At 42.8% G+C, this 9,045-nt stretch carries 20 protein-coding genes; 18 read left to right on the top strand and 2 right to left on the bottom strand.

Annotation, left to right across the window (positions count from 1 at the left end):
- Positions 1 to 14 precede the first annotated feature (14 nt).
- Positions 15 to 506 carry a helix-turn-helix domain-containing protein gene (locus tag ACMQ5W_RS06375; protein ID WP_419024346.1) on the bottom strand — a complete coding sequence of 164 codons (492 nt, stop codon included), beginning with the start codon at positions 504 to 506 and terminating at the stop codon, positions 15 to 17.
- 175 nt (positions 507 to 681) lie between these two features.
- On the opposite strand from ACMQ5W_RS06375, the gene ACMQ5W_RS06370 reads away from it, so the two are divergent.
- Together ACMQ5W_RS06370 and ACMQ5W_RS06365 are read left to right on the top strand one after the other, a co-directional pair.
- The gene (locus tag ACMQ5W_RS06370; protein ID WP_419024344.1) at positions 682 to 900 is read left to right on the top strand and encodes a hypothetical protein; all 219 of its coding nucleotides are present in this window, start codon (positions 682 to 684) and stop codon (positions 898 to 900) included.
- A 39-nt stretch (positions 901 to 939) separates the two neighbouring features.
- Positions 940 to 1,128, top strand: coding sequence for a hypothetical protein (locus tag ACMQ5W_RS06365; RefSeq protein ID WP_419024342.1), 189 nt, complete (start codon positions 940 to 942; stop codon positions 1,126 to 1,128).
- An 18-nt stretch (positions 1,129 to 1,146) separates the two neighbouring features.
- On the opposite strand, the gene ACMQ5W_RS06360 is transcribed toward ACMQ5W_RS06365, so the two are convergent.
- Positions 1,147 to 1,410: a hypothetical protein gene (locus tag ACMQ5W_RS06360; RefSeq protein WP_419024340.1), complete on the bottom strand. Its 264-nt coding sequence runs from the start codon at positions 1,408 to 1,410 to the stop codon at positions 1,147 to 1,149.
- 106 nt (positions 1,411 to 1,516) lie between these two features.
- On the opposite strand from ACMQ5W_RS06360, the gene ACMQ5W_RS06355 reads away from it, so the two are divergent.
- The 16 genes from ACMQ5W_RS06355 (at position 1,517) to ACMQ5W_RS06280 (ending at position 8,860) form a co-directional block, all read left to right on the top strand.
- On the top strand, positions 1,517 to 1,738 hold the full coding sequence (locus tag ACMQ5W_RS06355) for a hypothetical protein (protein ID WP_419024338.1): 222 nt from the start codon (positions 1,517 to 1,519) through the stop codon (positions 1,736 to 1,738).
- Positions 1,739 to 1,929: 191 nt separating this feature from the next.
- On the top strand, positions 1,930 to 2,085 hold the full coding sequence (locus tag ACMQ5W_RS06350) for a hypothetical protein (protein WP_419024336.1): 156 nt from the start codon (positions 1,930 to 1,932) through the stop codon (positions 2,083 to 2,085).
- Positions 2,086 to 2,119: 34 nt separating this feature from the next.
- Entirely contained in the window at positions 2,120 to 2,326 is a 207-nt protein-coding gene (locus ACMQ5W_RS06345) for a hypothetical protein (protein WP_419024334.1), read from the top strand.
- Positions 2,327 to 2,425: 99 nt separating this feature from the next.
- Positions 2,426 to 2,671 carry a hypothetical protein gene (locus ACMQ5W_RS06340; protein WP_419024333.1) on the top strand — a complete coding sequence of 82 codons (246 nt, stop codon included), beginning with the start codon at positions 2,426 to 2,428 and terminating at the stop codon, positions 2,669 to 2,671.
- Between the two features lie 10 nt (positions 2,672 to 2,681).
- Positions 2,682 to 2,867 carry a hypothetical protein gene (locus ACMQ5W_RS06335; protein WP_419024331.1) on the top strand — a complete coding sequence of 62 codons (186 nt, stop codon included), beginning with the start codon at positions 2,682 to 2,684 and terminating at the stop codon, positions 2,865 to 2,867.
- Positions 2,860 to 3,258, top strand: a complete 399-nt coding sequence (locus ACMQ5W_RS06330; protein WP_419024330.1) for a hypothetical protein — start codon at positions 2,860 to 2,862, stop codon at positions 3,256 to 3,258. The genes ACMQ5W_RS06335 and ACMQ5W_RS06330 overlap by 8 nt, the downstream gene beginning before the upstream one ends.
- Positions 3,255 to 3,431 carry a hypothetical protein gene (locus ACMQ5W_RS06325; RefSeq protein WP_419024328.1) on the top strand — a complete coding sequence of 59 codons (177 nt, stop codon included), beginning with the start codon at positions 3,255 to 3,257 and terminating at the stop codon, positions 3,429 to 3,431. The genes ACMQ5W_RS06330 and ACMQ5W_RS06325 overlap by 4 nt, the downstream gene beginning before the upstream one ends.
- A gap of 11 nt (positions 3,432 to 3,442) precedes the next feature.
- Positions 3,443 to 3,802 (top strand): hypothetical protein, encoded by a 360-nt coding sequence (locus ACMQ5W_RS06320; RefSeq protein ID WP_419024326.1) that lies wholly within the window; start codon positions 3,443 to 3,445, stop codon positions 3,800 to 3,802.
- A gap of 310 nt (positions 3,803 to 4,112) precedes the next feature.
- Complete coding sequence (locus ACMQ5W_RS06315) at positions 4,113 to 4,451, top strand: hypothetical protein (protein WP_419024324.1); 339 nt, start codon at positions 4,113 to 4,115, stop codon at positions 4,449 to 4,451.
- Positions 4,432 to 4,764 (top strand): hypothetical protein, encoded by a 333-nt coding sequence (locus ACMQ5W_RS06310; RefSeq protein ID WP_419024322.1) that lies wholly within the window; start codon positions 4,432 to 4,434, stop codon positions 4,762 to 4,764. The genes ACMQ5W_RS06315 and ACMQ5W_RS06310 overlap by 20 nt, the downstream gene beginning before the upstream one ends.
- Positions 4,765 to 4,776: 12 nt before the next feature.
- The gene (locus tag ACMQ5W_RS06305; RefSeq protein WP_419024320.1) at positions 4,777 to 6,639 is read left to right on the top strand and encodes a PcfJ domain-containing protein; all 1,863 of its coding nucleotides are present in this window, start codon (positions 4,777 to 4,779) and stop codon (positions 6,637 to 6,639) included.
- 10 nt (positions 6,640 to 6,649) lie between these two features.
- Positions 6,650 to 7,630 (top strand): DUF3102 domain-containing protein, encoded by a 981-nt coding sequence (locus ACMQ5W_RS06300; protein ID WP_419024318.1) that lies wholly within the window; start codon positions 6,650 to 6,652, stop codon positions 7,628 to 7,630.
- Entirely contained in the window at positions 7,627 to 7,830 is a 204-nt protein-coding gene (locus ACMQ5W_RS06295; RefSeq protein ID WP_419024316.1) for a hypothetical protein, read from the top strand. The genes ACMQ5W_RS06300 and ACMQ5W_RS06295 overlap by 4 nt, the downstream gene beginning before the upstream one ends.
- 143 nt (positions 7,831 to 7,973) lie before the next feature.
- Positions 7,974 to 8,270: a hypothetical protein gene (locus ACMQ5W_RS06290; protein WP_419024314.1), complete on the top strand. Its 297-nt coding sequence runs from the start codon at positions 7,974 to 7,976 to the stop codon at positions 8,268 to 8,270.
- 72 nt (positions 8,271 to 8,342) lie between these two features.
- The gene (locus ACMQ5W_RS06285) at positions 8,343 to 8,678 is read left to right on the top strand and encodes a hypothetical protein (protein ID WP_419024312.1); all 336 of its coding nucleotides are present in this window, start codon (positions 8,343 to 8,345) and stop codon (positions 8,676 to 8,678) included.
- Positions 8,675 to 8,860: a hypothetical protein gene (locus ACMQ5W_RS06280; RefSeq protein ID WP_419024310.1), complete on the top strand. Its 186-nt coding sequence runs from the start codon at positions 8,675 to 8,677 to the stop codon at positions 8,858 to 8,860. The genes ACMQ5W_RS06285 and ACMQ5W_RS06280 overlap by 4 nt, the downstream gene beginning before the upstream one ends.
- Positions 8,861 to 9,045: the final 185 nt, after the last annotated feature.

The raw sequence follows: 9,045 nt of genomic DNA, 5'->3' as shown, positions 1-9,045 counted from the left end.
AACCTTTTCCTTTCTTATTTAGCTTCTTTGATATCTGTAATTACTTCCGTTATGTCTTCTGGCTGCTTCATCATCTGCACCTTATCGGCCAGCGTCCTTTCTGCTTTTAGATTTGCTGATGTGTTGAGTCGTCCACGTTCAAATTCGTTGCAATTCAGGTAGTCCCGCACGAGTTCGTAGACATAACGTTGTGTTCTGGTGTCCTCTTGCTCCATTAATTCTACAACTGCAAGGATAGTTTTGTTAATATTTAGTTCACAATCAGAATTTTGTTCGGAGATTGTGTCTATATCGCCCGCTTCGTCTTCATCCCATCCCATCAAGAATGAAGGAGTAGTCCTTAATGCATCCGCAATTGGCTTCAATATAGAAACAGGCATATTTTCTATCTCGTTGCTTTCGTATCTGTAAATTGTTGCTCTGCTTTTTTGTAGTCTTTCGGCCAAAGCGTCAACGGTAAGGTTTAATTCTTTGCGTCGTGCCTTAATTCGTTCTCCTATTGTCATATAAACGTCTCCCTTGTAATGATGATTATATTATATCAGTGATTCGCAAAAATGCAAATAAAATTTCCGATAAAATAAAATAAAATCTCAAAAATGCGAATAATCTATTGACAAGGCATCCAATAAGTGGTATTTTTAGATTAATCTCAGATGTGCGACATGAAGGGAGAAAACAATGGTAGATATAGAGAGAATAAGAGAAAAACTTGCAATACAAGACAAAACGATGCAAGAGCTGGCAGATTTTGTAGGGGTGCACTTAAGCACGCTTTATAGGAAGTTTGAAAATCATGGAGAAGGGCTGTCCTTGAAAGAGGCGAGTAAAATAAAACAGTTTCTAGGGCTAAGTAAAAATGAAGCGGAAGAAATTTTTTTTGGTTTGCTTGTCGCATAAATGAGATTTTTAATATTTGAAAGAGGGAGGTGAAGAGGAATGGAAAAGATGTTAGACACTATAGAAAATGCGATTTGTGAAAAATATATCGCCATTAGAGACACAGGGAAAATCCTTGATGGGATAGAAGCCGTACATAGGCATTTAAGATTCAAGGACCCAGAACTTGCGGAACATATCAGAAAGAGATTACTGGCCATTGCCAATGAGAAAGGCGATTTACCTTAAAAGATAAACCGCCGAAAACTACTCTATAGAGATTTTGACAACAGAATTTGAATTGTAGACGTTAGATGAGTCTCCGTTCAAATAGAAAAAATCGCATCGAGCAAAAACATCGAGAATTGATGGAACTAAACCATTATTGGCATGGTTCCAAAGTTCGGAAGGTTCACCCATAGACGCAAAATTAGCAGAAACGTCATTTTTGTAAATGATAGGGATTAGCAGATCACCTTCTTTTACTTCGATGGAACTTTTATCCGAAAAATAAATTCTTGCAACATTCATTGAACATGTCCTCCTTTCATAATACTTGATTACTAGAATTTGTAATTAAATTATAAAGCTGAAAGAGGAGGAAAGCAACAGCATGATTGAGAGAGGAGGTGCAAAAATGGATAAAGAAGTTATAAAAAGAGCAGAAGCAGTTATATGCAAAATGCTGGATCAACTGGGAACTGCAGAAATTGGGAAACCAGATTATGAAAGAAAAATAAATGTCACATGTACAGCAATACATGTGGCAGTAGAAGTAATTAACACCAGCAATGCAAATGCAGGCGAACACCTATGTAAAGACATTATGCAGGCGATGCGTCAGTTAGACCAATCGTGATATCGCTCAAGGATGTCAAGCACAGACTCAAGGGTAGAGGGCTTTATAGTTGCGAGCATTCTAACAAAATCATCCGGATCAGAGTCCGCTACATACATTATAAGTTGGAGGGAGCAAAAGCGCAAGATTTAGAAGTTACAGTAATAGGACAAACAGCAAAGCTGTATCTATTAAATTAGAGGTGCATAAAAATGGCAATCGTAATGGAATACAAGACCGCCGCTGGCGTGACCATAAAGATTAATGATGCAGCTTATGCAGATAAAACTGAGAAGGAAAAGCAGGTGCTGCGAGAAGAGCTTAACAAAAATATATCAACGCTTCTGCTTTCTAAATTTAAAGGTTAAAGAGTTGTGTTATATCAAGAAAGAGGTGCTCTATATGGTAAGGGTCGACTCAGACGTCGCTGGCTACAAAAACAAAATGATCCATGATAACGGAGGCGTTACATACTACAACGACATAAAAATGACTGACAGCTTGAGCAGGGTAATGAGCCGGTGCTGGGACAGCCTGCCGGACGATAAAAAAATCGAAATCAATAAACGATACGTAGAAAAACAGAAAAAAGAGAATGCAGAGAGGTAATCAGATGCCAAGGAAAAGCCATCGCCGGCGCCGGAGAAAAATGGCGGACAAGCTGCAGACACCGGCAGGAAATTATCGTAGAGAACTTAAGGAGGAAATATGGACACACAAAACGCACCAGAACTTGAAGAAAAGAATCGCTTTATAATAAGCATCCAAAATGCCTTGCTATTAGACCAGGATAGAAACTGGCTGGATTGCATCTGCTACCAAGCGGTAGAAAGGGAAGGCTGCTTGAGCGAGTACATCGATGTCATACGGACGGACGGTAGCTGTAAGCGCATCCTTGCGACAGGACAAAGCAACGGGCAGAGCCTGAAGGAGATTATCGACTATCTGTATTAAGGAGGAAAATATGAAGGGTGAATGGAGAGTATCGTCAAATTTTGTTGGAGGAGAAACACTGTATGGCGTTTATTGCTTGAGAGACACGCAGGCAGTAGATCATAGTGGGAATCGGGAATGCAGGGGCTATTACGATGTGAAGGCAGATGCACAAAAAGAAGCTGACCGACTGAACAGGGAGGAAAACAATGATTGATGAAAGATATTATAACTACGCCATCCAGCAGATGGATCGGGCAGCCAGGGAAAAGAAAAGATACAACGGATACAAGGACAAGCCAAACCGCATTTGCTTTTATACTGGCACTCCTTGTGCTGATCGCCACGAAGTCTATGGCGGCACAGCAAACCGGCAGATCAGTTTTTACTACGGATTCCAGGTGGATCTACATCCGAAGAAACATGCAGAACTCCATTCTAATACGACAGCCTGGGCGCAGGACGAAAATCAAAAGTGGAGAGAGACCTACCAACGGGCGTATATGGACAGGCAGACGGCAGATTGGGGCATGGACGAGGATAACGCCCTGCGGGCTTGGATGCTGTTAATCGGAAAAAATTACCTAGAGGAGTGTCAACCAAAATGAAGAAACAAAAGAAAATGGACTATGGCGAACTGGTAGCCATAGTCAAAGAAAACGAACTGAAAAGCTATCTCGGGGTTATATATTACTTGGTCGGCTACAAGGGCTTTGTAGACCATACGGACTTGGAAAATATAAGGCAACTGTTCGCAGATGGTTTAGTAGAGGTAGGATAAGGAGGATTGCTATGACTTGTCCAAAATGCGGGAACCAGGATTACCGGGTATCTCGCCAATGTCCGCAGATGGCCGGACAAGCCGTCTGCCAGAGATGCTGCACGGAGTGCTGCTATTACGACCCGGATCCAGTCGGCATCTATGCATGCAGATACCATATCTACAATCCAAAGCTGGACTACAAAGGCGAGCTATACAAGCTGGATCGGCAGATCGGCACAAAAGAAAAGCAGATCGAGCATTTTTACCGGATCAGCAAGCCGTGGATTGCCGAGAAAATCGAGTCGGAACTATCGTGGGTGCGCCACCAAAAGACAGAGCTAGAAAGGAAATGGGATGAAGAGAATCAAAGAGCTGGCACTGCGACATAATGCGATTGCCTACATATACGCTGCCGGCGTCATGGCGCTTGTGGCAGCACCGTTAATACTATCATGGATCCTGCTCTACATAGCAGGATGCAACTAAGGAGGGAATATGTTTAAGAGACTTTACAAGAGACTGTTTGTCTGCCCGCACTGTGAGATGCACGTAAGCTTTAAGGGCAAGGGCTACTGGCCGTGTGGTAACCACGTATGCTACAAAAAATAAAACAGACTTACCATAAAGGTAAGCCCAGCTAATAGAGTAGGCACCGCTAATGCCTACTCCTAATTTACCACAAAAAGGAGCAAAAATCAAATGCAAAAAGGAAAAGCCAATCTGGACGAGTTAAAAAGGGAGGCCGAGAAACTTGGAGCCAAGGTAATCAAATCGTTATCCAGGAGCCGCTGCTACATAACGGACGGGAGGGAGATCGTAATTGCTACTACTGACGGAACCGCCAGAATACCGATAGAGCAGGCCATGAACTTTTGGCACGAGTTTGCCAATGTCATGCGGGCAGTGTCTGAAATGCTCACTGATTTATCGTCCGAGAACAAAGAACTGGTCGCAAGGGAGAAAGGCATGTCTTACGGACAGATCCAGGCACTGATCACAGAATTAGGAGGAAGTAAAAATGAGCCGGAAAATAGATGATGCGATAGACAAATTACGGTCTGAAGCAGAGACGATAGACACCAGGTTTACCACCATGATGGCAAGACAGATTTCGGAGTTGATAAAAACTGATACCGATGCTGAATGTATATTGCAGCAGGGCAAGATGATTGCGGGATGCAAAAAAGAGTTTGACAATTTTGCAGGAAAGCATAAGCAGGGAGGACAGGCAATCATTTCTCCCGAGGAGGCAGAAGAACTGATTGTAAAATACTTTGGACTAGATAAACCGTCTAGGGATTCAAAAGATGACCATGTATCCGACGTAATAGACATCATGGATTTTTTGTAAGGAGGCGGCAACATGCTTATAAAAAAAGAACTGTTAGAGTTTGAACCGAAGAAACTGGAGTTGCTGAAAACAACACGCTACGAGGCGACTGCCGGAATATATAACGGAAAAAGAAGTGGGAAAATTCTGGCTGCATTTTTGTATAAAAATGGAAAGCTGTATAGCAGGTTGTTTTTTAACGGCGAAAACTATATCACATACTGGGAAAACGTAGGACACTGGGGCAGCGGGAATCCGTTTGCAGAGCACCATCATTATGCGGGCACTAAAACTGATGAAATAGCGCGAGAATACTTTAAGAAAAATTATGGCAGCTTGAATGGACTGATGGACCAGAAGATATGCATTATCAACCGGAGAAAAAGGGAAAAGGCGAATGACAGAAAGTGGGAAAGAGTAAGACGACATTTAGATCTGCTACCGAAAAATCTTCCAGATGCCGCCATAGAAACATTTGAACGATCGGTGCCGCATAGAGGGATCCTATATGTCCAAAAAACCAAAACAGGGAACTACCGGATCAGATGCTGCGCTTGTGGAAAAGTGCACCATAGCAAAGATATGCCAAAAAGCAGAGATATGATCACCTGCCCAAAGTGCGGGTCACGAATCAAAATTGCGAAAGAAAGATACATCGAGGGGAAGTCGGCGCAGGACAAGGAAGCATTGGTATTTGCGCATGAAACTAAGTCTGAGGGAACACCGGCAATCCTGCTGATCACGGCAACCGTGATTAGGACGGTAACTGCGGAGGGAAGATACGGATATCAATACGATACGGACTATTTCGAGGTACGTACGGAAAATCGCATGTACCCATACAAATACAACCAGCAGCTTTACTCATACACGGACGCAAGATATCCACTAACCAAAAAAGCATTTATTTGCACATCCTGCCTAGAAAAATACTTTGGGGACTCCAAGTATAAAGGGGTAGAACTTTCGCGGCTGGAAGGTGTCAAAGTAGACTTTCACCAGCTGCTTGCAAGCGCAAGTTGCGGTCCGATGGCTGGAAGGCTTGTACAAAAAGGATTGGTTAACTTAGCAGAACATGCAAACATGCTCACGCAATCGGAGGACTTTGAAGAAGTATTAGGCATAAGCCGCAATTACATGCAGTCTGTGAAAAGATGGAATATATCATACAAAGAGCTGCGAATCTTACGGAAGGCAGACTGTTGGGTTGATGATGACCTGTTTGCAAAAATACAGGATATAACATCATCATCGGGGTATTTTGATCATGGAAGATTTGCGGAGATGCTGCAGATGATGTCTTATAAGAAAGCGATAGGATACATAGCAAAACAGATGAAGATAACACGGAAGCCGCCCGGCGAAGTCATGGGGTGGTATCTTGACTACATCAGAATGTCAGAAGAACTTCTAAATAAGACATACAAAAGGAACGACTGTAAAATTGAGAAGCGGTACATGTTTCCAAAAGATATCAAAGATGCCCACGACAAGGTGTCGGATCAGCTGAGGTGCAGCAACAATCCGAGAAAAAACAGGCAGATAAAAGCAATCTATATGCGGCACCACAAAGAATATGCATTCAAATATAAAGGGCTGATGGCAGTAATGCCAAAGAGTATCGAAGACTTCATCGTAGAGGGACGGAAACTGAACCACTGCATAGCCAGCGGAGACGGATACATTGATAAACATATTGCAAGGGAAAAGATGTCTTTCTTCATCCGCAAGGTTAGCGAGCCGGATGAACCATACTTTACATTTAGCGTAAATATGGAGACGCTGAAAAAAACGGACTGCAACGGAAAGAACCATAAGTTGGAGACCAAGGAAATCAAAGAATTCATAAAGGCATTCCTACAGCATCTGGGCGCAGAGAAAGCCAAAGCAGCATAAGGAGGAAAAAATGGAACAGATAATAGACGTAGAATACAGGGAAATTGAGAACCTGAAAGATAAGACCATCGAACAGCTGGCAGGCGAGGCCAACATTTTATGGAGTCAGATGGAATCGATAAGCAATATCGGCATGATGATGGCCGCCCAGGCCGGAAGGAGACTGACTGTTATCAAGAACAGATTAGATCATGGTGCGTGGGAGAGATGGGCAAAAGACAATCTGAATTTTAGCCTACGCAAAGCAAATAACATGATGAAGCTGGCCGAAAAAGTTGAAGACGAGAACAGCCTCTTCTCAAATCCGCAAATATTTGCGGATATTGGAATTTCAAAGGTTTGGGCGCTCTTAGCCGCCCCTGAGGAAGTGGCTGAAGAAGCCATACAGAATCCCGATCTGCCAGATATGACCGTAAAGGACCTGCAGACAGAAATCCAAAAACTGAAAGAGAAGAATGCCAACCTGGAAGACATGATTCAAAAGTCCGAAGAGGAGAGTACGGCAGCAGAAATTGCTCTCCATAAACGTGTCAAGGAGCTGGAAACAAGCTTGAAAAATAGACAGGGAATCAGCCCGGAAGTGTTAGAAAAAAAGGAGAAAGAGCTCCAGACGACGAAAGATAAATTAGAAAAAGAAAAAGAGAAGTTAAATAAGCTGAAAGAAACAACAAATAAGGAGAAAGATGAAATTGCAGCCGAAGCCATGAAGAAAGCAGAGGATATAGCAAAAGCCAAATATGAAGAAGCAACCAGACAGCTAAAAGAAAGCAATCAGCAGGCAGCAAAAGAAATCGACCGTCTCCAAAAGCTGGCCGGAAGCAACACGGAGCTTGCAATCTTTAAGGTTAAGAGTGAGCAGCTCCAGCAGGACTTTAACGCCTGCCTTACCTCAATTATAGATATAGAGGCAGACGACCAAGAGAAGGCAACCAAACTCCGACATGCGCTAAGAGTGGTCATGGAAAAGCTGATAGAAAGGATAGAGGAATGAAAAATTATGAATTGATGAAACTTTTAGGCGATATGCCAGCAGGTGCCGAAGTAAAAATAAACGTCCTTTTATCCACTGAAGAGTTAGGCGCATGCGATGAAGTGGATGTAAACAATCGAGGAGAGAACGTGCACAGCTACAGCGCAGAGATTGAAGATCTTGACACGGATAGAGACAAGACAATCTACCTCTATATATAAGCCACCAACAGACGGCGCGCAGCAGGCCCACCAATACCCTGCCATGACCGCAAACTCTGTTTAAGTATTAGCCCATAAGGCAAGCCGCGGCCGCCAGGTGGGGTCGCCGCGGATTTAATAAGCTCGCCATAAGAGGAGGCAATATGAGACTGATAGATGCGGATGCAGAGATTAAAAAAATCGAAAACGAAATTGAACAATACGAAAAACGTATAACCCAGTGGGAAAGCAGACGTAATGACTGTAGCTACGACATAGACCAGATAATTGAGGGATTAAAAGAAAATATCAAACATGCGAAGCTTGAAATCATGACGCTAAACCAATACGACACACTTGTATTACCGGAAAGAATGAAGCTGTGCGATATATGCGAATTACTCGAGAACAAATGCACCGTATCAGTCAGCCAGGGAAGCACCGCGGAATGTGAGAGGTGAAAGATGTTGATACAGCCAGAGACGAAACAATCTGCCTCTATACATAAGCCACTAACATTTAGGAGGTAAAAAATGATGAATATTAGATTAACCAGAAGACTGAAAGACGGCACCGCATATATAAAACCATTGGATCCGGACTGCGGCAGCTGTGACCAGAGGAAACCACAGTGCAGACGGCACTATAAAATGATAGCAAACCGCCTTGCGGAACTAGAAGAGTCAGAAGAAAAATATAAACTGGCCTTATTTATGGTCATCAGAAACTCTAAGGTAATGCCACAAGGCCTTCGACTTGGAAGGAGCATGACAGAAATTAACCGAATGGCAGTACAGACAATGAGCAGAGACATAGAAATGATAGACTATGACAATGCTGCAAAGAGCTTTGAGGAGGGAATTAAATGATAGATGAAAAGAAACTGATAAAACTTATCGAAACAGAAATAGCTCGTCAAAAAGAAAATATGATGCTTTATAACCTTGAAATCAAAGGATTAGAATATGCTCTCAAACTGGTTAAAATGCAGCCATTAACAGAGCCATACCATATTGGCGACTCCGCCGGAATGGGAGAAGAAAAAACATAGATGGAACCGTGGGAAGGAGAAAAGAAATGACAACAGCACCATGTAAAGACTGCCATGACCGCAGGCTCCACTGCCATAGCAGCTGCAAGCGATACCTTGAGTATCTTATAATACATAACCAAGAACGCGAACAAATCCAATCAGAGAGGAGCAGTGAAGCAATAAGCTACAACCGGCAATCTGCT

Origin of the sequence: Emergencia sp. (genome assembly GCF_048465375.1) — a bacterium.
In the GTDB taxonomy this organism is placed as follows: domain Bacteria; phylum Bacillota; class Clostridia; order Peptostreptococcales; family Anaerovoracaceae; genus Senimuribacter.
This window is presented reverse-complemented; position numbering and strand designations above follow the sequence as displayed.

What these genes read in the sequence shown, in the direction of transcription:
- ACMQ5W_RS06375 (WP_419024346.1), bottom strand. Translation starts at nt 506, where the DNA reads ATGACAATAGGAGAACGAATTAAGGCACGACGCAAAGAATTAAACCTT.
- ACMQ5W_RS06370 (WP_419024344.1), top strand. Translation starts at nt 682, where the DNA reads ATGGTAGATATAGAGAGAATAAGAGAAAAACTTGCAATACAAGACAAA.
- ACMQ5W_RS06365 (WP_419024342.1), top strand. Translation starts at nt 940, where the DNA reads ATGGAAAAGATGTTAGACACTATAGAAAATGCGATTTGTGAAAAATAT.
- ACMQ5W_RS06360 (WP_419024340.1), bottom strand. Translation starts at nt 1,410, where the DNA reads ATGAATGTTGCAAGAATTTATTTTTCGGATAAAAGTTCCATCGAAGTA.
- ACMQ5W_RS06355 (WP_419024338.1), top strand. Translation starts at nt 1,517, where the DNA reads ATGGATAAAGAAGTTATAAAAAGAGCAGAAGCAGTTATATGCAAAATG.
- ACMQ5W_RS06350 (WP_419024336.1), top strand. Translation starts at nt 1,930, where the DNA reads ATGGCAATCGTAATGGAATACAAGACCGCCGCTGGCGTGACCATAAAG.
- ACMQ5W_RS06345 (WP_419024334.1), top strand. Translation starts at nt 2,120, where the DNA reads ATGGTAAGGGTCGACTCAGACGTCGCTGGCTACAAAAACAAAATGATC.
- ACMQ5W_RS06340 (WP_419024333.1), top strand. Translation starts at nt 2,426, where the DNA reads ATGGACACACAAAACGCACCAGAACTTGAAGAAAAGAATCGCTTTATA.
- ACMQ5W_RS06335 (WP_419024331.1), top strand. Translation starts at nt 2,682, where the DNA reads ATGAAGGGTGAATGGAGAGTATCGTCAAATTTTGTTGGAGGAGAAACA.
- ACMQ5W_RS06330 (WP_419024330.1), top strand. Translation starts at nt 2,860, where the DNA reads ATGATTGATGAAAGATATTATAACTACGCCATCCAGCAGATGGATCGG.
- ACMQ5W_RS06325 (WP_419024328.1), top strand. Translation starts at nt 3,255, where the DNA reads ATGAAGAAACAAAAGAAAATGGACTATGGCGAACTGGTAGCCATAGTC.
- ACMQ5W_RS06320 (WP_419024326.1), top strand. Translation starts at nt 3,443, where the DNA reads ATGACTTGTCCAAAATGCGGGAACCAGGATTACCGGGTATCTCGCCAA.
- ACMQ5W_RS06315 (WP_419024324.1), top strand. Translation starts at nt 4,113, where the DNA reads ATGCAAAAAGGAAAAGCCAATCTGGACGAGTTAAAAAGGGAGGCCGAG.
- ACMQ5W_RS06310 (WP_419024322.1), top strand. Translation starts at nt 4,432, where the DNA reads ATGAGCCGGAAAATAGATGATGCGATAGACAAATTACGGTCTGAAGCA.
- ACMQ5W_RS06305 (WP_419024320.1), top strand. Translation starts at nt 4,777, where the DNA reads ATGCTTATAAAAAAAGAACTGTTAGAGTTTGAACCGAAGAAACTGGAG.
- ACMQ5W_RS06300 (WP_419024318.1), top strand. Translation starts at nt 6,650, where the DNA reads ATGGAACAGATAATAGACGTAGAATACAGGGAAATTGAGAACCTGAAA.
- ACMQ5W_RS06295 (WP_419024316.1), top strand. Translation starts at nt 7,627, where the DNA reads ATGAAAAATTATGAATTGATGAAACTTTTAGGCGATATGCCAGCAGGT.
- ACMQ5W_RS06290 (WP_419024314.1), top strand. Translation starts at nt 7,974, where the DNA reads ATGAGACTGATAGATGCGGATGCAGAGATTAAAAAAATCGAAAACGAA.
- ACMQ5W_RS06285 (WP_419024312.1), top strand. Translation starts at nt 8,343, where the DNA reads ATGATGAATATTAGATTAACCAGAAGACTGAAAGACGGCACCGCATAT.
- ACMQ5W_RS06280 (WP_419024310.1), top strand. Translation starts at nt 8,675, where the DNA reads ATGATAGATGAAAAGAAACTGATAAAACTTATCGAAACAGAAATAGCT.